General features: G+C 70.0%; 23 protein-coding genes. 12 read left to right on the forward strand and 11 right to left on the reverse strand.

Annotated features, from left to right (window positions below):
* Positions 1-2 precede the first annotated feature (2 nt).
* Together AAEP86_RS10265 and AAEP86_RS10270 are read left to right on the forward strand one after the other, a co-directional pair.
* Positions 3-308 (forward strand): hypothetical protein, encoded by a 306-nt coding sequence (locus AAEP86_RS10265; protein ID WP_420367236.1) that lies wholly within the window; start codon positions 3-5, stop codon positions 306-308.
* Positions 305-1,465 carry a hypothetical protein gene (locus AAEP86_RS10270; RefSeq protein ID WP_420367237.1) on the forward strand — a complete coding sequence of 387 codons (1,161 nt, stop codon included), beginning with the start codon at positions 305-307 and terminating at the stop codon, positions 1,463-1,465. The genes AAEP86_RS10265 and AAEP86_RS10270 overlap by 4 nt, the downstream gene beginning before the upstream one ends.
* Here the strand turns inward: AAEP86_RS10270 and AAEP86_RS10275 are convergent, their stop codons facing one another.
* The 6 genes from AAEP86_RS10275 to AAEP86_RS10300 all read right to left on the reverse strand — a co-directional run bounded on the left by AAEP86_RS10275 (position 1,466) and on the right by AAEP86_RS10300 (position 6,841).
* Positions 1,466-2,092, reverse strand: a complete 627-nt coding sequence (locus tag AAEP86_RS10275; protein WP_420367238.1) for a response regulator — start codon at positions 2,090-2,092, stop codon at positions 1,466-1,468.
* On the reverse strand, positions 2,089-3,288 hold the full coding sequence (locus AAEP86_RS10280; RefSeq protein ID WP_420367239.1) for a sensor histidine kinase: 1,200 nt from the start codon (positions 3,286-3,288) through the stop codon (positions 2,089-2,091). Before AAEP86_RS10280 ends, AAEP86_RS10275 begins: the two co-directional genes overlap by 4 nt.
* 53 nt (positions 3,289-3,341) lie before the next feature.
* Complete coding sequence (locus AAEP86_RS10285) at positions 3,342-4,118, reverse strand: ABC transporter permease (RefSeq protein WP_420370473.1); 777 nt, start codon at positions 4,116-4,118, stop codon at positions 3,342-3,344.
* 113 nt (positions 4,119-4,231) lie between these two features.
* Positions 4,232-5,071, reverse strand: coding sequence for an ABC transporter ATP-binding protein (locus AAEP86_RS10290; protein ID WP_420367240.1), 840 nt, complete (start codon positions 5,069-5,071; stop codon positions 4,232-4,234).
* Positions 5,072-5,267: 196 nt separating this feature from the next.
* Positions 5,268-5,837 carry a hypothetical protein gene (locus AAEP86_RS10295; protein ID WP_420367241.1) on the reverse strand — a complete coding sequence of 190 codons (570 nt, stop codon included), beginning with the start codon at positions 5,835-5,837 and terminating at the stop codon, positions 5,268-5,270.
* Between the two features lie 236 nt (positions 5,838-6,073).
* A complete protein-coding gene (locus AAEP86_RS10300; protein ID WP_420367242.1) occupies positions 6,074-6,841 on the reverse strand; it encodes an SDR family NAD(P)-dependent oxidoreductase in 768 nt (255 codons plus the stop codon).
* Between the two features lie 112 nt (positions 6,842-6,953).
* Between AAEP86_RS10300 and AAEP86_RS10305 the strand changes: the two genes are divergently transcribed.
* The gene (locus tag AAEP86_RS10305; protein ID WP_420367243.1) at positions 6,954-7,898 is read left to right on the forward strand and encodes an AraC family transcriptional regulator; all 945 of its coding nucleotides are present in this window, start codon (positions 6,954-6,956) and stop codon (positions 7,896-7,898) included.
* A gap of 128 nt (positions 7,899-8,026) precedes the next feature.
* A complete protein-coding gene (locus AAEP86_RS10310; protein ID WP_420367244.1) occupies positions 8,027-8,959 on the forward strand; it encodes an NADP-dependent oxidoreductase in 933 nt (310 codons plus the stop codon).
* Here the strand turns inward: AAEP86_RS10310 and vsr are convergent.
* The 3 genes from vsr to AAEP86_RS10325 all read right to left on the reverse strand — a co-directional run bounded on the left by vsr (position 8,949) and on the right by AAEP86_RS10325 (position 10,311).
* The gene (vsr, locus tag AAEP86_RS10315) at positions 8,949-9,485 is read right to left on the reverse strand and encodes a DNA mismatch endonuclease Vsr (protein WP_420367245.1); all 537 of its coding nucleotides are present in this window, start codon (positions 9,483-9,485) and stop codon (positions 8,949-8,951) included. The genes AAEP86_RS10310 and vsr overlap by 11 nt on opposite strands.
* 98 nt (positions 9,486-9,583) lie before the next feature.
* Complete coding sequence (locus AAEP86_RS10320) at positions 9,584-10,147, reverse strand: hypothetical protein (RefSeq protein WP_420370531.1); 564 nt, start codon at positions 10,145-10,147, stop codon at positions 9,584-9,586.
* Complete coding sequence (locus AAEP86_RS10325) at positions 10,045-10,311, reverse strand: SDR family oxidoreductase (protein ID WP_420367246.1); 267 nt, start codon at positions 10,309-10,311, stop codon at positions 10,045-10,047. Before AAEP86_RS10325 ends, AAEP86_RS10320 begins: the two co-directional genes overlap by 103 nt.
* On the opposite strand from AAEP86_RS10325, the gene AAEP86_RS10330 reads away from it, so the two are divergent.
* Positions 10,216-10,488, forward strand: coding sequence for a hypothetical protein (locus AAEP86_RS10330; protein WP_420370532.1), 273 nt, complete (start codon positions 10,216-10,218; stop codon positions 10,486-10,488). The genes AAEP86_RS10325 and AAEP86_RS10330 overlap by 96 nt on opposite strands.
* A gap of 8 nt (positions 10,489-10,496) precedes the next feature.
* On the opposite strand, the gene AAEP86_RS10335 is transcribed toward AAEP86_RS10330, so the two are convergent.
* Positions 10,497-13,292: a DEAD/DEAH box helicase gene (locus tag AAEP86_RS10335; protein WP_420367247.1), complete on the reverse strand. Its 2,796-nt coding sequence runs from the start codon at positions 13,290-13,292 to the stop codon at positions 10,497-10,499.
* Entirely contained in the window at positions 13,243-15,345 is a 2,103-nt protein-coding gene (locus AAEP86_RS10340; protein WP_420367248.1) for a UvrD-helicase domain-containing protein, read from the reverse strand. The genes AAEP86_RS10335 and AAEP86_RS10340 overlap by 50 nt, the downstream gene beginning before the upstream one ends.
* A gap of 228 nt (positions 15,346-15,573) precedes the next feature.
* On the opposite strand from AAEP86_RS10340, the gene AAEP86_RS10345 reads away from it, so the two are divergent.
* From AAEP86_RS10345 to AAEP86_RS10375, 7 genes are all read left to right on the forward strand, one after another.
* Positions 15,574-17,361, forward strand: coding sequence for a hypothetical protein (locus tag AAEP86_RS10345; RefSeq protein ID WP_420367249.1), 1,788 nt, complete (start codon positions 15,574-15,576; stop codon positions 17,359-17,361).
* A gap of 34 nt (positions 17,362-17,395) precedes the next feature.
* Entirely contained in the window at positions 17,396-19,510 is a 2,115-nt protein-coding gene (locus tag AAEP86_RS10350; RefSeq protein WP_420367250.1) for an AAA family ATPase, read from the forward strand.
* Positions 19,511-19,535: 25 nt separating this feature from the next.
* Positions 19,536-20,678, forward strand: a complete 1,143-nt coding sequence (locus tag AAEP86_RS10355; RefSeq protein ID WP_420367251.1) for an McrC family protein — start codon at positions 19,536-19,538, stop codon at positions 20,676-20,678.
* Positions 20,679-20,737: 59 nt separating this feature from the next.
* On the forward strand, positions 20,738-21,058 hold the full coding sequence (locus AAEP86_RS10360) for a nucleotide pyrophosphohydrolase (RefSeq protein WP_420367252.1): 321 nt from the start codon (positions 20,738-20,740) through the stop codon (positions 21,056-21,058).
* A complete protein-coding gene (locus AAEP86_RS10365; RefSeq protein ID WP_420367253.1) occupies positions 21,045-22,772 on the forward strand; it encodes a DNA/RNA helicase domain-containing protein in 1,728 nt (575 codons plus the stop codon). Before AAEP86_RS10360 ends, AAEP86_RS10365 begins: the two co-directional genes overlap by 14 nt.
* Before the next feature lie 102 nt (positions 22,773-22,874).
* On the forward strand, positions 22,875-23,414 hold the full coding sequence (locus AAEP86_RS10370) for an amidohydrolase family protein (protein WP_420367254.1): 540 nt from the start codon (positions 22,875-22,877) through the stop codon (positions 23,412-23,414).
* An 83-nt stretch (positions 23,415-23,497) separates the two neighbouring features.
* Positions 23,498-23,713 (forward strand): DUF1653 domain-containing protein, encoded by a 216-nt coding sequence (locus AAEP86_RS10375; RefSeq protein WP_420367255.1) that lies wholly within the window; start codon positions 23,498-23,500, stop codon positions 23,711-23,713.
* Positions 23,714-23,753 lie beyond the last annotated feature (40 nt).

Raw genomic sequence — 23,753 nt, forward strand, 5'->3', positions numbered from 1 at the left:
ACGTGAACGCGCCAGCGTGGATGATCGTGATCGGTGGGGTCTTCGTCGTGATCGGTGGCCTCGCGTACGCCGGACTCTGGCGCTCGTGGATGCGGCGCAGCACACCGTCGATGCCATTCGGCCTGTTCTGGCTCGGCATGGCGTCGGTGTGTGAGGGAGTCGCTGCCCTCTTCTTCGACGGGCCCGTGGCCCTCGCCCTCGTCCTGATGGTGGCGTTCGTGCTGTGCGGTGTGCTCGGCATGTGGCTGCTCCTCGGTGGTGCTCGTTGGGCGACGCCGCGGTGGGCCCGGCGGAAGGTCCGCCGGTGATCCCGCACGTGCCGTTCGACCCCTGGCCTGACGTGCGTTGGGATGCCCTCGCGATCGTCGGCGGTCTCGTGTTCGAGATTCCGGACGGATGGACGGCCCACGAGTCCGAGGCCGGCGTCCGGCTCGATCGAGAGGACGACGGATCTTCGGTCGATGTGCGGTCGCTCTCCGGCGATCCCTCTGCCGAGACCGCCGATCGGATCGAGGAGCGACCGGATGCGCTGGTGCTCGAGGCATCAGCGGACCGGATCCTCTTCGCGCTCCCCGCCCCGGACGACGTCCGGCTCCTCGACCTGCGGATCGCACACGACGTGCAGGTCCGGATCTCCCTCGAGTGCTCAGCGCACGACTGGCCGGCCATCGCCGCCGTCGTGGACGGGCTCCTCCTGTCCCGGTGGCACACGCCGGCGCATCGATCGATCACGGGAAACGCTGGGCTCTCCACGGTGACTGGGCCGGGACCGTCGCTGCCGTGGCACACGCCACGCGGAGTGCTCGACCACCTCGTGCTGTTCCGTGACCGCGGCATGGTGCCGGGAGCAGCATGCCGTTCGGCCGTGGGTGTCGCCGCGCGGGAGCTCGGGTTCGTCGGGCGCTTCGGCGGTCTGACGGCCAAGGGCGCCGAACTCGTCGGACCGGTGGTCGACCACGACGCGTTGCTCGTCGTCGAGTCGAGCGACCCCGCGAGCGACGCCGAGCCACTGCGCTGGGTGTGCTGGATGCAGGGCCAGCAGTGCGTCGTACGCGCCGAACAGCGGGACGGTTCCGAGGCGCTCGGGGTCGTCCGTCCGGGTGCTCTCGTCGCGCACCTGCTCCGGTGGCTGAACATCGACCCCGCGGCGTCGGTGGGCGCAGGGGAGCCGGTGACGGTCACGACGGCGCAGTACGAAGACCGCTCCGGGCCGTGCCCGAGCGACGTGGAGTGGTTCCGGCAGGCGTGGGCAGCACCCCGCTGGCGGATGATCAACGGCTGGAGCCACCAGGCGGGCAAGGGCGTGCACGGGCTCCTCGTCCCCGGCGTCGGGACGCTGACGTGGGACCGGGACGAGGACACGATCACGCTGCGCCCTGAGCGGCTCGTGACGCTCGTCCGGAGTGCGGTCGAGGGCGTGAACGCCTTCGTCGCCGTCTCTGACGGCGTGCAGCTACGCCGCTGATCAGCGGAGCAGGCCGAGCTCCATCGCCCGGGTCACGGCCCGCGTCCGGTCGTTCACGCCGAGCTTCTCGAACACGTGGCCGAGGTGCGTCTTCACCGTCGTCTCGCTGAGGAACAGGGTGCGGCCGATCGCCGGGTTCGAGTTGCCCTGCGCGACGAGCTGCAGCACCTCGAGCTCCCGCGGCGAGAGCGACGGTCCGGCGTCCGGCTTGCTGGTGGCCCGGCGGACGAGCGCCGCGGCCGCGGAGGGAGCGAGGGCCGTCTCGCCGCGCGCCGTGGCACGGAGGCCGGCGAGGATCTCGGACTCCGGCGCGGCCTTGAGCAGGTAGCCGGTCGCGCCGGCCTCGATCGCGGCGAGGATCTGGTCGTCCGACTCGTACGTGGTCAGGATGAGCACCCGGATCGACGGCTCGCGGGCGAGGATCCGAGCCGTCGCGACGTCGCCGTCCAGCCCCGGCATCCGGAGGTCCATCAGGACGACGTCCGGCCGCTCGGCCACAGCGACGGCGACGGCAGCTTCGCCGTTGCTCGCCTGTCCGACGACCTCGACGTCGTCGGCGTCCTGCAGGAGCGCGACGATCCCAGCCCGGACGATCGGATGGTCGTCCGCGACGACGACCCGGATCACCGGCTCGCCTCCGCCACAGCGACGTCGACTGCCGGGAGGCGCGGCTCGCACCCGGTGGGCAGCGACACTGCGACGACGGTGCCGCGTCCGGCATCGCTGGTGATCGTGCAGGAGCCACCGGCGAGGGCGAGCCGCTCGCGGAGCCCGCGCAGGCCGTGGCCCGCGGTCGGGACGGACGGGTCGAACCCGATGCCGTCGTCCGTGATCCGCAGGTGGACCTGGTCGGCCGCCACGTGCAGTGCAAGGTGCGCCGAGGCGGCGCGGGCGTGCGCGCGGACGTTGGCCAGCGCCTCCTGGCCGACACGCAACAGGACCACCTGCGTGTCGCGGTCGAGCGCGCAGTCCGCGGCGTCGACGGTGACGGTGATGCCGGTCTCGCGGGTGAAGCGTTCCCCGAGTCGGTGCAGCGCTGCGCCGAGGCCGTCGCCCGCGACCCCGGCCGCTCCGGCTGCGACGAGGGTGCGGGACTCTTCGAGGGCGGCGCGCGCGGATTCCTCGAGGACGGTGAGGCGTTCGTCGAGCCGGTCGACCCGGTCGGCGGCGAGGTCGCCCCGGGCACGTTCGGTGAGCATGACGATGCCGGCGAGGTTCTGGGCGACGGTGTCGTGGAGCTCGCGGGCCAGGCGCTCCCGCTCGCTCGTGACCCCGGCTCGGCGATGGGCCTCGGCGAGGGAGTCCTGCGTGGCACGGAGTTCCTCGACGAGCTGACGACGCTCCTCCGACAGACCGGCGACGCTCGAGATCCACACACCCATCGCGCAGGCGCCGACGACGCTGATGCCCTCGATGAGGAGGGTGCTGACCAGCGCATCCGGGCCGCTGGCGATCTGCAGGCCGATGCCGCTGGCGATCCCCACGGCGATCGAGAGCAGGACCGCCGAGCGCACCCGCTCGGACTGCACCCAGACCAGCGGGAAGACGATGCACTGCACGAACGCGGTGCTCGGGACGACCGCCGGCAGGACCAGGGCGGCAACGACCACCAGGGGGAGGAACGCTGCCGCGGCGCGGGTGTGGTCGTAGCCGCGGTGCCCGTACGCCACGTACGCCAGCACGAGCACGGCGACCGTTACGTACGCGGGCCAGCGACCCGGCCACGGGGACCAGCCCACCGCCGTGATCACCGCGGTGAGGAGCATCGTGCCCGCGAAGAACACGTGCAACCACCGGTTGCGCACCCAGGTCTCGCCGCTCATGACGACAGCATCCCATCCCGCCCGCGCCGCACCGGAGTTGTCCACAGTCCCGATCACGCGTCCTTCCGGTTCCACCGGAACGTCAGCAGGCAGGCCACCGCGCCCACGACCAGCCATGCTGCCAGGACGAGGGTTCCGAGACCGAGGTGCCACGCGCCTCCCGGCTCGGCGGACGCGAACGCGTCTGGCAGGAAGACCGACCGCATGCCCGACGCCATCCAGCGGAGGGGGAAGACCGAGGCAACGTTCTGCAGCCAGTCGGGGAGCTGCGTGAAGGGGAGGTAGACACCGGAGATGAACTGCAGGACCAGCACGATCGGGACGATCGTGGCGGTGGCGCGGCGGCCCTCGCGGGGGAGTGCCGAGACGGCGATGCCGAGCACGCAGCTCGTGGCGACGCCGAGGAGCATGATGCCGGCGAAGCGGGCCCAGGCACCGCCGTCGGTCGGCAGGTCCACGCTGAAGACCAGGCTCGCGACGGCCAGGAGCAGGGCGGTCTGCACGATGGTCGTGACGAGGACCATGCCGATCTTGCCGATGAAGTAGCTCACGACCGGCAGCGGTGTGCCGCCGAGGCGCTTCAGCGTGCCGTCGCTGCGCTCACCGGCGATGTCGACGCCGAGGGACTGCGTGCCGGACAGCAGGATCCCCGTCGCGACCAGGCCCGGCAGGTAGTACGTGGCGTAGTCGACGCTGACGGTCGGGCTGGCGTGGATGTCCTCTGCGCTGGCGAACGCGACGGAGAACAGCGCCAGCATGACGATCGGGAAGAGGAAGGTGAAGAAGACCGAGTCGGGAGCGCGGAAGTACGAGCGGAGTTCGTAGGCCATCCGGTGGGCGCCGATCGTGGCGGCGTTCGTCCGTGCTGCGGCGTCGGTGGCGGCTGCGCCGTCGGCGCGTGCTGCGGCGTCTGCGCGGTCGGTGCGTGCTGCGTCGTCATTGCTCATCGGTGGCCGACCATTTCGAGGTAGACGTCCTCGAGGGACGGGCGGATGACTTCGAGGTAGTGCATGGTGTCCGTGCTGCTCCGGATGAGGGCTGCCGGGTCGTCGGTGCGTTCCTCGTGGCGTGCGCCGTGGTCGTCGTGCCAGGTGACGCGCGGCGTGCGGGCCTCGACGCTGCCGATCTCGCCGATGGGCGCGATGTCGAGGAGGGAGCCGTCCGCGATGACCGCTGCCCGGTCGGCGAGGTGCGCGGCCTCGTCGAGGTAGTGGGTGGTGAGGAGGATCGTCGTGCCCTCGCGCTTGACCTCGTCGATCAGGTCCCAGAACTGCCGACGGGCCTCGGGGTCGAAGCCGGTCGTCGGTTCGTCGAGGAACAGGACCTCGGGGCGGCCGATGATGCCGAGCGCCACGTCGACGCGCCGACGCTGCCCGCCGCTGAGCCGGCTGATCCGGGTGTTCCGCTGCGTCTCGAGCCCGGTCGCGGTGAGGAGCTCCTCGACGCTGCGGTGCCGCGGGTAGAGCGTCGTGAAGTGCCGGAGCTGTTCGGCGACGGTGACGTTGGGCGACTCGGCGCTCGTCTGCAGGACGATGCCGATGCGCGCGTTGTGGCTGCGGCTCGCGCGGGCCGGGTCGTGCCCGAGGACACGGACGTCGCCGCCGGTGCGGGTGCGGTAGCCCTCGAGGATCTCGACCGTGGTGGTCTTGCCGGCACCGTTCGGGCCGAGGAGGGTGAAGGTCTCACCGCGGTGGATGTCGAAGGAGACGTCGTCCACGGCACGTTTGCCGGTGGGGTACTGCTTGGCGAGGTGGCGGACCTCGATGGCGGGGGTGTCGGGCATGCCTCCAGGGTGCTCGGTCTCGCGGCGTGGGGGATCGGCGGGGTCGGTGGAGGTGCATCCTCCGATCGGAGGATGGCGATGGCGATGGCGATGGCGATGGCGGTGGCGGTGGCGGTGGCGATGGCGATCGGCAGGGGACGGCGCGCGGTCGACGGAAGGCCGCGGGCGGACAGCGGTCGTCGGGCGGACGGCCCGCTCAGTAGGACGGGCGGATCCAGTCGGTCAGCGGCTCGAAGTGCGCGGGCGGCAGCACCTCGCCCGCGTCGACAGCGCGCACACCGGTGACGATCGTTGCCTCGCCGTACTCGAGCGAGCGGCGCGCGATGCCGTCCCGCTCGTCGACCACCAGGGTGGTGCGCGTCGCCGGGTCCTCGCGGTGCTCGAACGTCACCAGGATCGAGTGCTGACCGACGTGCTGGACCAGCACCGGGTGGAAGCTCTCCGGACCGCGACCCCAGCGGAGCATGAGGTCCGGCATGGCCATCCGCACGACACGTCCGGCGACGGTGCTGTGCTCGAACGTCTCCTCGAAGGGACCGTCCTCGCCGCGCAGGACCCCGTCGCGGTACGCGATCGTCGACTGGTCCGACCGGTCGAGCGTCCACCGGTGCTGCTGCTCGTCGATGTCGAGGCGGAAGTGCCAGTACTCCCGTGGCGAGTCCTGGTGGACGCCCTTGACGACGTGCCGCCCGGGGCGCCGGAGGGCTGCGAGCTCCTCGGCGACCGCGGGACCGTCGGGGCGGGTGAGGAGCTCGTCGAAGCGCATGTCCCCATCCTCGTGGGACGGACTGGGAGGCGCTTGGAGGTGCGGCCTGCCTGCGGACGGGCGACGCCGGAGTGGACGCGACCACGGGACGGACGGGAGGCGCGGTGCCAGCTCGCACCGCGCCTCCCGTCCGTCCCGTCCCGGTTCAGGCGCCGGCGTTCCTGCGCCGCGTCCCTCGATCCCTGGCGGAGGTAGGTCAGCCGGACTGAACGCCGAGCGCCGGGGCCGACCCGGGCTCAGCGCATCCGCGTCGACGCGATCCCGCCGTCGACGTCGATCGTCCCGCCGGTGACGAACACCGCCTCGTCCGAGACGACCCACCGCACGGCGCGGGCGATGTCGATCGGCTGCACCGGCCGGCCCGCCGGCGTGCCCTCGGTCATCGCCGCGAGCACCTCCGCCGAGTCCGCGTTGCCCGGCGTCGCCGTCGCACCCGGGGCGACCGTGACGACCCGGATGCCGCGGTGCCCGTACTCGGCGGCCCAGGCACGGGTGAGCTGCTCGACCGCGGCCTTCGTCGCCGGGTAGAGCGCCATGAAGGGCACGCCGACGCGGGCCATCCACGAGCCGATGTTCACGACGTGGCCGCCGCCGTTCGCGACCATCGCAGGAGCGAGCGCTGCCACGAGGACGTGCGGGGCGCGGATGTTCGTCGTGAGCAGGGCGTCGACGGTGTCGTCGGTCAGCGACTCCGTCGGGCCGCCCGGGTACACGCCGGCGTTGTTCACGAGGACGTCGACGCGGCCGCCGAGCTGCTCGACGGCGGCCGATGCGAGCGCCCGGACGTCGTCGGCGCTGCCGGAGAGGTCGGCGACGAGGGGGACGGCGCGGCCGCCCTGCTCCGCGATGGAGGCGGAGACGGCGTGGGTGCGCTCCTCGTTGCGGCCGTGGACGGCGACGGTGAAGCCGGAGGCGGCGAGCTCGCGGGCGATGGCCTCGCCGATGCCGCTCGAGGCTCCAGTGACGAGGGCGGTGCGGGTGCTGGGGTCGGTTTCGTTGGTCATGCTCCGATGCTCGTTCCGACGGCCCGGTCACTCCTTGCCCACGTCCACGACGACCTTGCCGGATCCCGCGACGCGTCGCACGGTGTCCGAGGGCGCGACTACCGTGAGCGTCGTGGACGACCGCACTGCGCAGCACCTCGACCGTGCCGTGGCGATCGCGTCCGCGCACGCCGCCGTCCTCGGTGCCGACCGGCCCGAGGCCGCCGCCCGGACCGGCTCCGCCCACCGGGCCGAAGCGCTCGGCCTCACCGTCTCGCGCGTGCACGAGCCGACCGGGCTGTTCGACCGGCGGTACGTGCCGTCGTTGTCCGTCGTCCTCCGCGGCCGGAAGCGCTCCATCGTCGGCGACGACGACCAGGTCTGGGGCCGCGACCGGTTCATCATCACGCCCGTCGACCTGCCCGTCGTCGCCGGTGTCGTCGACCCCGAGGGGGACGCCGGCTTCGTGTCCGCGGTCTGGCGGCTCGACCCGGCCGTCGTCGGCGAGGTCGTCGCCTCGATGCCGACCCCGACGCTGGCGCCCGTCGCCAGCACGCCCCGCCTGGGCACCTGGACCCCGCCGCTCGCTGACGCCTTCGCCCGCCTGCTCGGCCTGCTCGACGCCCCCGAGGACGTCCCCGTGCTCTTCCCGCTGATCTCGCGCGAGATCGTCCTCCGCCTGCTGCAGACCGACCAGGCGCCGCGCATCACCGCCGCGCTCGACGGCTCCGACGCGTCCGTCGTCGCCGCTGCGACCGGGCTGCTGACCTCGCGGATGGACGAGCCCTGGTCGATGACCCGGCTCGCGACGACCCTGCGCGTGAGCGAGTCGACGCTCTTCGCACGCTTCAAGGCGGCGACCGGCATGACGCCGGCGCAGTACCTCAAGCGGACCCGGCTCGGTGAGGCGCGGCGGCTGATGGTCGTGCACGGGGACACCGCCGCGCGTGCTGCTGCGGCGGTCGGCTTCCGCAGTGCCTCGCACTTCTCGCGGGACTACCGGGAGGCGTACGGGCGGCCGCCGGCGGCGGACGCCGTCGCGGCTCGGGCGCAACTCGCGTTGGCGACGGCCGTCTAGCCCTGGGGCCGCTCCGGGGCGGCCGGGAGGCGCGTGGCGGGCGGGTGGCGTGCCCCCCGTCCGATCCGTGGTCCTGTCTCCGGCGCGCTGGCTGAGTCCGTGGATGCGGCGGGCGGTAGACCGGAAGCATGCAGGTCGTCGGAGTCGAAGCGTTCGGAGGGCCTGATGCCCTCGCCGTCCACGAGGTCCCGGAGCCGCACGCCGGCTCGGGATCGGTCCGGATCCGGGTGGAGGCGTTCGCCGTCAACCCGACTGACACCGGGGTGCGTGCCGGGCAGCGGGATTCCTCGCAGGCCTCGCCGCCGTACGTCCCCGGGATGGACGCCGCCGGGGTCATCGACGAGGTCGGGCCCGACGTGACCGGGTGGTCCGTCGGGGACGAGGTCATGGCGATGGCGTTGCCGCTCAGCGTGCACGGCGGGGCGTACGTGCAGGAGCTCGTCGCGCCGGTCGGGTCGTTCACCCGGGTGCCGCGGGGGCTCTCGCTGCCGCTCGCCTCCACGATCCCGATGAACGGGCTGACGGCGCTGCAGATCCTCTCGCGGGCGGCGCTGACTCCTGGGCAGACGCTCGCCGTCACGGGTGCCGCGGGGTTGCTCGGGAACTACGTCGTGCAGTTCGCCCGTGCAGCGGGGATCACCGTCATCGCGGACGCTGCGCCGAAGGACGAGGCGCTGGTGCGGTCGCTCGGGCCGGACCACATCGTGCCGCGAGGATCCGGCTTCGCGGAGGCCGTCCGTGCGATCGTGCCGGACGGGGTCGACGCGCTCGCCGATGCTGCTGTGCAGCAGGCCTCGGTGGTGGGTGCCGTCCGGGACGGGGGAGCGTTCTTCAGCGTGCGGGGCTGGGAGGGCAACGGGGCTTGGGGCATCCGGTTCGACAAGATCATGGTGTTCGAGGAGTACCGGTCGTTCGACAAGCTCGAGCAGTTGCGGCACGCGGTGGAGAGCGGGACGCTGACGCCGCGGGTGGCGGAGGTGTTGCCGGCTGGGCGGGCTGGGGAGGCGCACGAGCGGTTGGAAGCTGGGGGGACGCGGGGGCGGTTCGTGCTCACCTGGTGAGTGCGGGTCGCTTTGGCGACGGATCACGGACGGGAGGCGCGGTGCCAGCTGGCACCGCGCCTCCGGTCCGTCCCGGTGCCGGTCCGACGCGGCCTCGCCTTCGTCGGACGATGGCTGCCCAGCGGTCGAGCTCGTCCTCGACGCGATCTGCGACGGTCACGGGGTCGTCGTGTTCCCACGAACGGATCACGCACCAGCCCTCGGACCTCAGGATCGCCTGGTTCCGGGCGTCGCGATGCCGGTTGGCGAGGAGCTTCCGTCGCCACAGTTCGGCGTTCGCCTTCGGAAGCTGAACGTGCTCTTCGCAGTGGTGCCAGAAGCAACCGTCGACGAAGATCGCGATACGCGCGCGCGGGAACACGAGGTCGGGGCGGACGCGGCAGCGACGGCTCACCTGCCGGTCGACGAAGAACCGGCGGCCTCGGCGATGGAGTTCGCGGCGCAGTGCGAGCTCAGGCGCCGTGTCACGGCGGCCGAAGCGGGCCATGTGGCGGCGGCGTGCGTCGTCTGCTTCCCACTGTTCCATCGACTCACGGTCGCACGTAGGCATCGCCGCCGTGCGCGCCTCGGTCGGACCGTGGACGGCTCGCTGCGCAACTTGCCCTGTGGAGGGATCTGTCCGCGCTACTCGCGGACGGCTGCCGGCGCGCCGTCGAGGTACCGACGGACGCGCGCCAGACCGCGCCGCAGTTCAACGATCGCGATCACGCTGGTGACGACGAGCACCCCGATGAGGACGAGCCGGACCCACGACGTCTCGGCTGACCCGAGGCTGATGACCTGCGATCCCGCGATGCCGCAGTAGAGGACGAGGACCTGCGCCGTCGCGAGAGGGAGAGTCACCTCGAGCACGCGGGCGTGCTCGATCGTGTGTGACTCGAGCGCGGGGGCGACCGGCGCTCCTGACTCGATCGCTCGCCGAACGTCGCGCCGCTGGTCGGCGTCGAGTCCCGTGATCGGTGCACTCACCAGGCGCTTCATGCGGCGCTGCGACAGCATGATCGACAGCGCGGCACTCAGGCCTGCGGCCACCATTGCACTGCCGAGGCAGATGAGGAACAACGCGAGCGGGCGCTCGCCGAGGCTCAGCCAGACCCCGAGCGCGAGTCCGGCCACGGCGCCGACGAGCGCGATCCGGACCGCCCGGCGTCCGGCTCGACGGACGGCATCCTGCAACTGCGTCTCCACAGGGCAACAGTAGGGCCCGGCCCGCGACCGCGTCCGCCGGGCGCCATCGTGACGACGCGGATGCCGCGGTGCCCGTACTCGGCGGCCGAGGCGCGGGTCAGCTGCTCGACCGCGGCCTTGGCGGCGGGGTGGATGGCGATGAACGGGACGCTCACGCGGACCATCTACGAGCCGATGGTGACGATGTGACCGCTGCCGCGCTCCGCCATGCCGCGAGTGAGGACGGCGACGACAACGTGAGGCGCGCGGATCCGGATCACGTCCGGGCGCTCCGACAGGGCGGCGGCGAGGGTGACAGCGTCGACACCCTGGCGCTCGACGTCCTCGGCGAAGGCGCCTGATCACGAGATCACGCAGCGCCCGCGTTCTCATCGACGCGATCGCTGCTCGACTCAGTCGTCGCCAGTCGCTCCCGCTCCTCCCGCAGCACCTGCGCGATCAACTTCGAGTCCGACACGTCCACCGCCTGCGCTGACGCGGACGCCGTCTCGCTCACCGCCGCGAACTCCTCGAACGTCTGCGCCTTGCGCGCCAGCATCCGGACGAGTGCCGCGTCGACGCCGTCCTCCGACAGGAGGCGGTGGACCTGTACCGACTGCAGCTGCCCCATCCGCCGCGACCGGGCGATCGCCTGCCACTCGGTGGTCGGCTTGAGCTGGGGCTCGCAGATCACGACCACAGATGCGGCCTGGATGTTGAGACCGACGCCGCCCGCCTCGATCTGCGCGACGAGCACCGCGCCGGGTTCAGCGGCGGCGAACTCGTCGACGAGGTCCTGGCGTGCCGCGGCGGGCGTGCTCCCGGTGAGGGGACCGAACACCGCGCCGCCGTCAGCAACGGCCTGGACAGCCGCGGCGAGGACGGAGCGGTAGTACGAGAAGACGAGCACCTTCCGGTCGTTGGCCCGCGCCTCGTCGACGATCTCCACGAGCGACTCGACCTTGCTCGACTGCCTGCCGCCGAGCATCGCGAGCTGACGCATCGCATGGAAGTCGTCTGCGGCAACTGCGTCTGCGTACTGCACTGCCTCGGTGTCGGTCAGGTCCGTCCACTCCTCGACCTCGACGAGCTCCGGGAGCTCGGTGAGCACGTCCTCCTGACGACGGCGCAGGTACACCGGCGCGATCTGCTTCCGGAACAGCATCGGGCTGTCGTCGGACTGGTCGACCACGAGGTCCGGGCGGATGTGGTCGATCAACACCCGGAACTCGTCGACGCGGTTCTCGAGCGGCGTGCCCGACATCAGGATCGCTCGGTCCGCTCGTCGGAGCAGCGCACGCGTGTTCATCGTGCGCTTCGCTTCGGGGTTCTTGACGTAGTGCGCCTCATCGACGATGACGGAGGCGAACCGCAGCTCCTCGGGCACACGGGCGCGGAGCCATTCGAGCGTCTCGTACGTCGTGACGCCGATGCCGCCCTCATCCGTCCAGAGCCGCAGACCGAGCAGTCGAGCAGGACCGTGCAGCCGGAAGGCGCGGACGTCAGTGTGCCGCTCGGCCTCGCGGACCCAGTTCGCGACGACGGCCGCCGGGCAGACCACGAGGAAGTGCGGAGTCCGACCGGGCGTCGTGCCGGCGACGTGTGCGATGGTCGCGAGTGCCTCAATGGTCTTGCCGAGGCCCATCTCGTCGCCGATGACGACCCGCTGCTGCACGAGCGCGAAGGCCGCAGCGAACCGCTGGTAGCCGCGGAGTGACGCGGACAGCCGCGAGGTGTCGAGCGAGAAGCCCTCCACCCGCGCGATCAGCTCGTCACCCAGGTCGCCGCGGGCAGCAGCGCCCGCCGGCTTCGTCAGGCCGGCTTCGTCGAGCAGGGCGAAGAAGGCGGCGGGCCGCTGCAGGAAGTCCCGCCACGGGTCCGTCGTGGTCGCCCGAGCTCGCTCGTCCACCCGCTGCGCACGCAGCCAGGCGTCCTCGGCCGCCGCGAGGATCGTCTGACGGACGGCGGTCGGGTCCGTCGCGCGCTGGTCCGGGATGACGAGCGCGATCGATGCGCCTCGTTCGATCATCGTGGACAGAGGCCGCAGTCCGTCGACAAGGTCCTGTTCGCGCGGGCCGACGACGGCCTTCGCGACCTCCCACTCGAGCAGGGCACGCACGAGCGCGAGCGACTGGTCGTCACGCCGCGCGAGGTCGATGCGGACGACCGCATCCTCTCTCGCTGCCGCCTCCAGCGCGCGGGCGGCACCGTTGATGCGCGATGCCGTCGCCTCGCCGACCCTGGCGAACTGTCCGGGGAACACCGGGTTCCGCAGCACAGCACCGACGGTTGTCACCCCGGCGTCGCGCAGTGCTCCGAGGCGCAGGCGGTCGCCGGTCGCATCGCGCAGCCGATCGATGTCCATACGGTCGAGCTCGTACCGTGCTGCAGCTTCGCGGTCCGCTCGGCCCGCTTCGACGACGTCGGCGTGGGCGATGCGTTCGCGCGTGATCGCGTCAGCGAGTCGAGTCACGATCGCGGGGAGCTCCTCCATGCCGTCGAGTGCGAGTGGGGCGCCACCGCTCAAGTCGGGTGCGACCGTCGCCAGCGGACCGCGAGGGTCGGTCAGCGCCTCCAGCGGCACAGCCGGCCTGGGGACGAGCCGGTCGTCGACGGACTGGAGACGCTGCACGGCTCCGGTACGGTCCAACCACTCGAGCGTCTGGTCGAGGAACGCATCGCCCCGAGCGGCCGCTTCGCGGCGCTCACGGCCCGAGAACAAGGCGGTGAAGCCGGTTCCGCGGCGCGCGTCCTCGAGCGCCTGCGGGACGTCATCAGACAGCACGCGCACGACCGAGCTCGCCTCAGCGTCGACCCGCGGCAACATCTGCTGGCGAACCAGGTCAGCTGCGAGGTCGGCATCCGACGGAACGAGCGGGACGAGATCGGCCCGGACGTCGTCGACGTGGACGGACGCTCGCCGTTGGCGGAGCGCGACGACGGCAGCATCGGCGGCAGCCTTCAAGGCGGTCCGGTGTTCCGTGACGCCGATGGCTGCCTGGCTCAGGGCGTCGATCCGGTTGCGTGCTGCCTTGTCGGCCATGACGTGCTCCGAGGTGTCGGTGGTGGACGAGGGGATGCGGCGTGCTCCGACGGTATCGGGAGCCGGCCGTCGATCAGCGGCTCGCGCGGGTCTTCCCGAGCGATCCGACCCAGAGCCCGTCACGAGCCCGCGTCATCCCCACGTACAGCTCCCGCCGGTCGAGCTCGCGGCGTTCGCGGTCCGCGACCGACTCGGTCTCCGGCGCATCCGCGAGGAGCTTCGCCGGGACGTGGGGTAGGAGCACCTGCTTGAACTCGAGGCCCTTCGCACGCTTGATCGTGCCGACCCGGATTTGGTCCGAGCTCTTGCCGGCGTAGTACTTGAGTGAGACCGATGGGACGCCAGCGGCGTCGAGTACCGCCCGGACCTTGTCAGCCTGCGGGTTCGTCGCCGTCAGGATCCCGACGTCGCCGTGGCCCGTCCCGACGAGCCGGAGCACCTGCTCGACCCGCGCGAGCAACGCTGCGTCGTGCGCGTCACGATCGGCGAAATAGTGCACACCGGGCTGCTCGCCGAAACGCGACACCGCAGATACCGCGTCGCCGGCGCCGTCGATGCCCTCGATGTCCATGAACTGGTCGTCCGCCACCATCTGCTTAGCGAAGTCGAGGATCTCGGCGGTGTTCCGGTGGTTGACGTCGAGGACGACCCCGCGGCCCGCGAGACTGATGCCGACTTCGCCGAGGGTGTACCCGCCGGGGTAGATCGTCTGCTGGCCGTCGCCGATGAGCGTCAGGCCGTCGGGGCGGTCGCCGACGAGGGCATGCAGGAGCGAGACCATCGCGCACGACAGATCTTGGGCCTCGTCGACGATGACTGCGTCGTACCGGTCGAGGGGGAGCTCACGCAGCGCATCGCGCGCCAGGAGCACCGTGTCCTCGAAGTCACAGACTCCCCGACCGCGGAGGTTCGTCGAGTACGCCTCGTACAGGTCCCAGACCGCCTGACGGACCTCGACGGGCAGCGCGTGCTTCCGTCCCACACGGGCGAGGTCCGCGTACTCGTCGAAGTGCGTCAGACCGCGGCCCTTGATGACGTAGGCGATCTCGTCCTCCCAGTAGCGGCGCGTGAAGCGAGCCGCCTTCAACGGACTGGAGGCGCTGATCATGTTCCACGCATCGGAGAAGGCGCGCTGAGCCTCCAGGGTGTCGATCGTGAAGCTGACTCCGCGCTCCTTCAGGAGACGGTTGGCGAAGGCGTGGACGTTGACGAAGTCAACGCGGCCGACCATGTCGGGTGCGAGCCCCTCGAGCAGCGACTCGAGGACCGCGGGGAGAGTGCGGATGTACGTGGTGAAGAGGACGCGACCACCGGTGGCGCGCGCGAGGTAGGCGGCGCGGTGCAGGCCGACCACGGTCTTGCCGGTGCCGGCAGCGCCGCGGATGCGAGCGGGGCCGTTGAAGTTGCGACGGACGAGCTTGGCCTGAGCGGGGTCGAGGAAGGCCATCCAGTCCTCGATGGGGGCTTCGAGGACGCCGTCGAGGAGGTGGTCGACAAGGTCGTCGTCGAGCGGCGGCGCCGGCTCACGGGGGAGTACCGGGGCGGGGACGACGATCTGCTGCGGTGCCGCCGGTGCCTCGCCGATGACGGGGAAGTGCTCGAGGAGCGCGGCGAGGACCTCGTCGACACGCTCGGCGGAGAGCCGCGCGCCGCGCTTGGTGAGGTGTCCGATCAGGTCGTGCACGCCGACGATGTCGACGGAGGCGACCCTGGCGTGCATCTTCTTCTGGCCGCCGAGTGCGGCGACCGCGTGGACCTCGCCTGGCGCGAGACCGATGTCCACGAGGGCGGCCTCGGTGCTGTAGGCGAGGTCGGCAAGGCGAGCGATGTCGTCGGTGACGTCCTCCTGGCCGCGGGTGATGCGGTCGTTGTGGACGGCGACGTCGCGCCACGCCTTCGTGTCGACGATGAAGACGCCGGAGCGTCCGACGACGACCATGTCGACCTGCGCCGTGCGGCTGCCGGGCCAGCGGCGGTCAGCGAGGAGGTGGTAGCCGATGCCGGCGAGCGGCGCGAGCACCCGCGCTGTCTCGCTCTCGGTGCGTTCGGCGATCTCGTAGCGGGCGGCGGTCTGCTCGGCATCGTGGGCCCGGCGGCGGTGTTCGGCCGCGAGGCCGCGTTGGCGGCGGGCTTCGGTGCCTGCCGATTCTCCGGCGAGCGTCATGGTGGTTCCCACGGGGATCTTGCTCGTCGCACCGGGCGTCTTCCCCTGGGCACCCGATACCCCGCAATCCTTGTCCGTTGCTCAGGTTCGGCGCGAGCACCTCTTCTGGGGGCGTCCTGCGGAGTGACGCACAGATCGCGCGGAGCCACCGGGTGATCGACGGTGGAGCTGTATCCATTCGGAGCAGCGCACTAGCCTGAGCGGCGTCGAAGCTTTGTCAACTCTTCCGAAAGGTCGCTCGTGAGTGCTGGCCCTGTCCTCCTGTTCCTGCACGGCGTCGGCGCCGGTGATGTCGAAGACCAATGGCAGGTTGCGTTGTCGGGGGCCTTGGTCAGGCTCGGGTATCCAGCGCTCGGCGAAGATCGGTGGATCGCTCCCAAGTACGCGTGGGCACTTCGGAACGGCGACGGGAAGGTGCGGCTCCCGCCGGTGACGGTGAAGGAGCTGGGCAAGGACGACGCTCGTGTCAACCGGCGCGCATTCGAACGGCGGACGAGCGCCATGGAGTACCGACTCGGCCGGCACGAAGATGCTCCTGGACGGGCGGTCCTCCCCGGCGCCGTGGACATCGCTTTCGAGACGGACCCCTTCAAGCAGGCTTGGAACTACCTGCGCGACGAGCAGGCCCGGGCGCGGGTCCTCACTCGAGTGCTCGACTCCCTGCCCGCGTCGGGCGAGCTGGTGATCGTCGGACACAGCCTCGGCTCGGTGATCGCGGCCGACCTCATCCGGCGGCTGCCGCCCTCGCTGCGTGTCGTCGGGATGGTCACCATCGGGAGTCCGATCGCCGCCGGTGCAGTCAACGCGATCGAGCTGCGTGAGTCGCTCGAGGAACCACCAGCGAACCTCGACTGGTGGATCAACTTCTGGAATGGATTCGACCCCGTGGCGGCGCTGCGCGGATTGTCGTCCGTGATGCCGTGGCTGCTCGATCTCAGGGTCACGACGGCGCTGAGCCCTCGAGTGCACTCCGCGGTCGAGTACCTGTCCGACGCGCGAGTGGCAGAAGCGATCGGCTACGCGATGCACGGCTCACTGTCGACGGAGATCGTGAGGACGACCAACGCGGTCGACCTCCCGCTCGACGCAGACGAGAAAGTCGTGCTCCTGGCGCTTCGCTTCGCGCACCTCGTCGGGGCGCATCTCAGGGGGGACGTCCGTGACCGCTTCCTCGGAGCGCTTCGAGCAACGCAGGCCAACGCGGTCGAGGCAATGCTCCAGCGTCGAGACAACGAAGGCCGCTCCCGCCCGGAACTCGTCGCTCGACTCGCCCTGGATCTCAGCAATGCAGAGGCGGAGGCACCTTCGCCAGCGCCAGGCATGTACCTCACGAAGGAGGACGCGCTCGTCCAGCTGATCGTCCTCGCTTCGGACAACTTCCTGCGGCCCTTCGACATCGGCTTCAACGACGCGGTCAAGCGGCGGGCGATGGGCGACCTCACCGCCGAGCTCGGCCTCGGAAGCCCACTCGGGGGAGAAGTCCTCGACGCCATCGAGCTCGCCGAGAAGACCCTCCCCGGTGACAAGGGACCGAACTGGATCAGGATCGGCGTCATGGGGGCAGGTGCAGTCGCGATCGTCGTCGCCACGGGCGGCATCGCGCTTGCGGCCGGCGCCGGGCTTGCCGGGGCCGCGGCGCTGACGAGCGCACTTGCCGCGTTCGGACCAGGCGGGATGATCGGCGGATTGATCACCGCCGGGAGCCTGGTGACAGCTGGTGGCGGTGGTATCGCATTCGGGCTGGCGAGCTCCGGTACGTCGGCTGAAGCGGTGGAGTCCATCGTCATGCGGCAGCTGGCGGCGGTCATCTTGCGTAGGAAGCTGCGCCTCGATCAGGATCCCTCGGTCTGGCACCTCCTGGTCGAGACCGAGCGTCAGGTTCGTCGGCAGCACGAGCGCCTCGACGAGTTCTCCGACCCGAAGTCGCCGGTGCTCGTCGAACTCCGGAAGAAGATCCAGGTTCTCGAGCGAGCGCTGAAGTTCATGCGTGAGCAGGAACTCGAACCCGTTGGGGCGTCACAGTGGTGAACGGCAGCTCGCTGACCAAGGAAGGGCAACTGCCATGAGTCGAGCGGACAACAGAGCGAACCGCCTGCGCGAAGCGTTGCGGTACCTCTCCGAGCACGGAGGGAGCGCAAACCGCCTTGCAGTGTGGGACGCGGTGCAGGAGCGGATCCCTCTCGAAGGTGAAGAACTCGAGCTCAACCAACGGGGCAACCCCCAGGCGAACTCGGACTTCTTCTGGGGATCGGCCGGTCTCGTTCAAGCCGGGTACATGTCCAAGCCCGCCCGGGGCGAGTGGCACGTGACCGAGGAAGGTCGTCGTGTCTCGGACGACTCCGTGTCGTCCGAGCAGTTCCGCGACGAACTCAACAACCGACAACGGGCCTTCCAACGCGCGCTCCGTGAGGACCGGGAAACGCGCCTCCGCAGCGAGATCGTTCCGCCTGACGGGCGGGCCGAGCTGGTGCGATCGATCAGCGCGATGTTCGTTGGTCGAGGGCTCCGCGGCCTCGACTCTGTCTTCGCTCCCGGACGCGCAGTGTGGCGTCAGTCGGTCGTCGCGGAGGTCGAGCGGTGTTTCACCAGCCAGCCAGACGTCGCTGGCGACGACTTCCTCAACAAGCTCGGTCGCCAGTTCGAGGGGGCGACAGATGATGCAAAGCTCCTGATGGCGGAACTGATCTGCTGGCAGATCCTGCCGCTGCAGAACCCTGGTGAAAGGAAGAAGCGCGAGCGGGTCTCCTTCCTCCTCGATCGCATGGAACATCCGGTCACGATCCCCGCGGAGATCGACGACGCCTTCCGGGCCTGGTCCTTCCACCCGGGCACAGCTATGTCGGTGTCGCTCTTCCGCGCGATGTCGATGGTCGTCCAGTGTGCTGCTCGCTGGGTCAGTCTCGACGCGGAGCAGCGTCAGCACGCGCTCGAGGACCCTTGGGCGTGGCGTGCCATCGTCGATTCACTGCCTGACGCATCGTTCCCCACGCAGCGCAACGAGCTGCTCTACCTCGTGCATCCCGGCGTGTTCGGAGAGGTCATCTCGGGCACAGCGCGCGAGGCGATCCTTCATGCCTTCGTCGGCGAGGTCGAGGGCCAGACCGAGGACGATCCCGACGCCGCTTTCCAGCAGATCGCTCTCGCACTGCAGCTGAAGGCGAAAGGCCCGGCGAAGTTCTACGAGGAACCGCTCCTCAGCAGGTGGCAACAGGCCACACCCCCGGAGCACACGCCGATCCCCGGTCCGGTCATGCCGGAACCTGCGCCCGCTACGGCGCTGCGGGTGCACTTCCCGCACGTCGCAACGGAACTCGAGGACCGTCTCCACATGCCTCAGCGGTGGTTGCAAGAGACCCTCGACCTCATCGAGCGCCGTAAGCAGGTCATCCTCTACGGCCCTCCCGGCACCGGCAAGACGTTCCTCGCCCAGGCGCTGTCGAAGCACGTCACCGAGGGCACCGACGGCGAGACGACCATCGTCCAGTTCCACCCGACCTACTCCTACGAAGACTTCTTCGAGGGCTTCCGGCCCGTCGCGAACGACGACAGCGGCAACCTCGCCTTCACGCTTCGGAAGGGCCCGCTCCGCCGCCTCGCCGACGCCGCGGCCGCCAACCCCGAGGCGAACTACTTCCTCGTCATCGACGAGATCAACCGCGGCAACATCGCGAAGGTCTTCGGCGAGCTGTACTTCCTGCTCGAGTACCGCGACAGCGAGATCTCCCTGCTCTACAGCGACGAGCCGTTCACTCTGCCGAACAACATCTTCGTCATCGGCACGATGAACACCGCCGACCGTTCGATCGCGATGCTCGACGCCGCCATGCGGCGCCGCTTCGCCTTCGTCGAACTGCACCCGGAACGCGAGCCAGTGCAGGACGTGTTGTCGCGCTGGGTGGTGACCAAGGGCCTCCAGGACGACCGCGCAGGCTTGCTGACGCGACTCAACGCGCAGATCCAGGACCACGACGCGAAGGTGGGCCCGTCCTTCCTGATGCGCGACCTGGCAGGGACCGGCCTGCAGGACGTGTGGCGGTACGAGATCCTGCCGCTGCTGGCGGAGCACCACTACGGCGAAGGCGTCGACCTGGAGGCGCGGTACGGCCTGACGACGCTGCGTCGCCAGACGACGCCCTCCATGGCGGACGGGGCCGAAGGTGCTTCCGTCGACGATTGAGCTGCGGGAGGCGGACCAGCCGGTCGTGCACCGGCTCCCGCGGGCGGTGGCGGTCGGGCTGGCCGCCGCGAACATCGCCTCGGTCGCGCCGACGCTCGGCGCCGACGAGTACCGCGTCAGCGGTGTCCGGAAGGTAGGAGTCGTACGGGTCGCTGGGTACACCGTGTGGCTCAAGCCGAAGACGCCGGTCCGACGGCTGTTCGCCATGCTCGGCTACGCGCGTGTCGGGAGCGCGATCTGGACGGAGGACGACTTCGAGTTCGAGGAGGACGATGACCTCGTGCCGGCGTTGGCGCACGCGTTCGTGCGGCAGGCCTCGCGGGCGCTCGCCGGCGGGCCGCTCCGCGGGTACGTCACGCGCGAGGACGCGCTACCACTCGTGCGCGGACGGTGGCGGATCGGCGACCAGCTAACGCGGCGGGGTGGGCAGCCGTTGCCGGTCGAGGTGTCGTTCGACGACTACGTCGAGGACATCGCGGAGAACCAGGTGATATTGACCGCTGCGACCCGGTTGTTGCGCCTGCCGGGAGTGCCGTCGGACGTGCTCGGGGCGCTGCGGCGGATCGTGCGGGTGCTCGACGGAGTGTCGGTGATACCGGTCGGGGCTGCGGTGCCGGTCGTCCGGACGGATCGGCGGAACCAGCGGTACTCGTCGGCGCTGGCGTTGGCGTCGCTCGTACTCTCGGGATCGTCCGTTGAGCAGCGAGCCGGGTCTGTCGTCGCGTCGGGGTTCCTCGTCGACATGTGGTCGGTGTTCGAGGACTTCGTGTCGGCTGCCCTCCGCGAGGCGTTCAAGCCGTACGGGGGAGTGCTCGTGTCGCAGTTCGCCTCGACGCTCGACGTCGAGAGGACCGTGAAGATCGCCCCGGACCTCGCGTGGGTGGTCGACGGGGAGGTGCGAGCGTGCATCGACGTGAAGTACAAGGTGGAGAAGCACGGCCAGTATCCCAACGCTGATCTGTACCAGATGGCGGCGTACTGCCGACGGTTCGGGTTGGGAGAGGGGCATCTCGTGTACGCGGCGGGGGAGACGGAGGAGCGGCGGATCCAGGTGGTCGACGGGCCGGTGGTCCAGCGGCACGCGCTCGATCTCAGCCGTCCCACGGTGGGGGTGGCTGACCAGTTGTCGTCGGTCGCTCGGCACGGATGGTGCGGTGCGAGCGTTTGAACGAACGACCGACCGCGCGCTCGTCTCGGCGCCCTCAGCCGCGCTGCTAGCGTCGCAGCATGGCGGATGAGGGGCTGCGCGACGAGCTACGGGCTTTTGTCGACGAACGCGAATGGGGTCAGTTCCACAGTCAGGAGAACCTCGCGAAGAGCATCTCGATCGAGGCGGCGGAGCTGCTCGAGTGCTTCCAGTGGGACGTAAAGGCCGACGACTCGCGCGTGAGGGGCGAGCTCGCTGACGTGCTCACGTACTGCTTCCTCCTCGCAGATCGCCTCGGCACATCGCCCGAGGCCTTGATCCGCGAGAAGCTCGAGATCACGAAGGCAAAGTACCCGGTGGAACGAGCGCGAGGGCGGAGCACGAAGTATGACCAGCTTTGACATCGAGCGGCTCCCCTTCACTCAGGAGCACCTGCGGTCGTGGCAAGCAGATGATCGTCGCTTCATCAACTGGCCAGTGGTCTACATCCTCGACGACGGGAAGAGGGTGTACGTCGGCGAAACCCTGAACACCGCGGCGCGGATGCGGCAGCACCTCGAGTCCGCCGAGCGCAAGACGTTGAAGGCGGTTCGGCTCGTCCTCGATGACACGTTCAACAAGTCAGTGTGCCTCGACCTCGAGTCCCAGCTCATCGCGTTGCTGGCCGCAGACGAGAAGTTCACCGTGCTGAACAGCAACAAGGGCATCGTCGACGCCGATTACTACGACCGGCCGAGGTACCGCGACACGTTCAAGCAGATCTTCGACGCACTCCGCGAGCAGCAGGTGTTCACTCGCAGTCTGCCCGAGATCGAGAACCGTGAGCTCTTCAAGCTCTCGCCCTTCAAAGCCCTGAACCGTGACCAGGCGATCGCGATGGAAGACATCCTCGAGGGCCTGTTCGACGACTGGAACGACGAGGCAGCGACTCCGATCACCGTGCAAGGGGATCCCGGCACCGGCAAGACCATCGTCGCCGTCTACTTGCTCAAGCTCCTGCGAGACCTCTCCCAGGGCAAGGGGCTCGACGATGTCGAGAGCGACGCGCTCTTCTCCGACTTCTTCACCGAGGACAACCACCGTCTTCTCGAGGGTTCGCGGCTCGGCCTCGTCGTTCCGCAGCAGGCGTTGCGGGCGTCCCTCAAGCGCGTGTTCGCGAAGACCCCAGGTCTCGACAAGACGATGGTGCTGACTCCCTTCGAGGTCGGGAAGAGCGGTGAGCCCTGGGACCTGCTCGTCGTCGATGAATCGCACCGCCTCAACCACCGCGCCAATCAAGCGTCCGGCATGCAGAACAAGAGCTTTGGAGAGATCAACGAGAAGTTGTTCGGCGCTGACGCCGACCACCTGACACAAGTGGACTGGATCCGGAAGCAGAGTCGACACCAGATCTTCCTGATTGACTCGCATCAGAGCGTGCGCCCCGCCGACCTCCCGCAAGCGACGCAGAAGGCACTCGTCGACGAGAGTGAAGCCGCGGATCGCCGCTACCGACTCTTCACGCAGATGCGCGTGCAGGGTGGGGCGGACTACGTGTCCTTCGCACGAGCGCTCCTGAGCGACGAGCCCCGAGAGCGTGAGGACTTCGGCGCGTACGACGTGCGGTTCTTCGACGACCTCGGCGAGATGCATGACGCCATACGCGCCCGCGATGCCGAAGTCGGGCTTTCCCGCCTCGTCGCCGGGTACGCCTGGGAGTGGAGGAGCAAGAACGACTCCGCCGCGATCGACATCGAGATCGACGGTCGCCAGCTGCAGTGGAACCAGACCCAGACCGACTGGATCACCTCAGCGGGGGCGGTCGAGCAGGTCGGATCGATCCACACGGTGCAGGGGTACGACCTCAACTACGCGGGCGTCGTCATCGGGCCGGACGTGCGGTTCGATCAAGAGGCGCAGCGTGTTGTCTTCAACCGATCGAACTACTTCGACAAGAAGGGTATGGAGAACAACCCGCGGCTCGGGATGGAGTACTCGGATGAGGACGTCCTCCGGTTCGTGACGAACGTGTACTCGGTCCTGATGACGCGCGGGGTACTCGGCACCTACCTGTATGTAGTTGACCCGGCGCTGCGCGGGCACCTGCGATCGCTCGTTCAAGGCACCGTGAGTTGACCCTGAAACTTAGCCCCGATTCCCGCTCGTCTCCGACCCAAGTGGGGTCATCGCATTTGAGAAGCTAGGTGAGGACCGGGAGCCTCCGAACGCGAGCGTTGGGTGTGCTGCCCGCCGCTCCGACCCGCCGACCGGGTCGAGGGGCTCGGCCGCCTGCTCGCCCGAGGCGAGGTGACGATCGTCTCGAGCGACCACTGCTGCTACGACCTCGGGCAGAAGGAAGCGCACACGCACGACGTCCGTGAGATGCCCAACGGCCTGCCCGGCGTCGAGACCCGACTGCCGATGGTGTTCTCGCGGTTCGTCGTCGACGGCGGTCTCGACCCGCGCCGGTTCGTCGAGCTGACGGCGACGAACCCCGCGAAGGTGAACGGGATCCACCCGCAGAAGGGTGCCCTCATGCCGGGCTCGGACGCCGACATCGCGATCTGGGACCCGACCACCAGGTGGACCATCGCCGCTGAGACGCTGCACCAGGCGACCGACTACACGCCCTACGAGGGGATCGAGGTCACCGGGAAGCCGGAGACGGTCATCGTCCGGGGTGTCGTCGTCGTCGACCACGGCGAGCTGGTGGAGGGCAGCTCGCGCGGGCGCCACGTGCCGGCGGGCCGCCTCGACCCCGAGGCGTGGCTCGTCTGACCGGGAGCATGTCGATCGGCGGCCGTCCGAGCGCGGGTCGGTCGGCCGCCTCTCGCGGCGTCGTCGCCGCTAGCATCAGAGGCGTGGACGACCTGCTGCCCGGACGGTACCGACACTTCAAGGGCGGCGAGTACGAGGTGCTCCTCGTGGCGCGGGACGTCGAGACCGAGGAGCCGGTCGTCGTCTACCAGGCGTTGTACGGCGAGCGAGGTCACTGGGTCCGGTCGCTCGCCGACTTCACGGCGCACGTGACGCGCGACGGGTACGACGGTCCGCGGTTCGTTCCGACCGACGTCTGAGGTTGCCGGCTGAGGTCGCCGGCTGAGGTCGCTGGCGCGC

This window comes from Curtobacterium sp. L1-20 (assembly GCF_048755855.1).
Lineage (GTDB): Bacteria > Actinomycetota > Actinomycetes > Actinomycetales > Microbacteriaceae > Curtobacterium.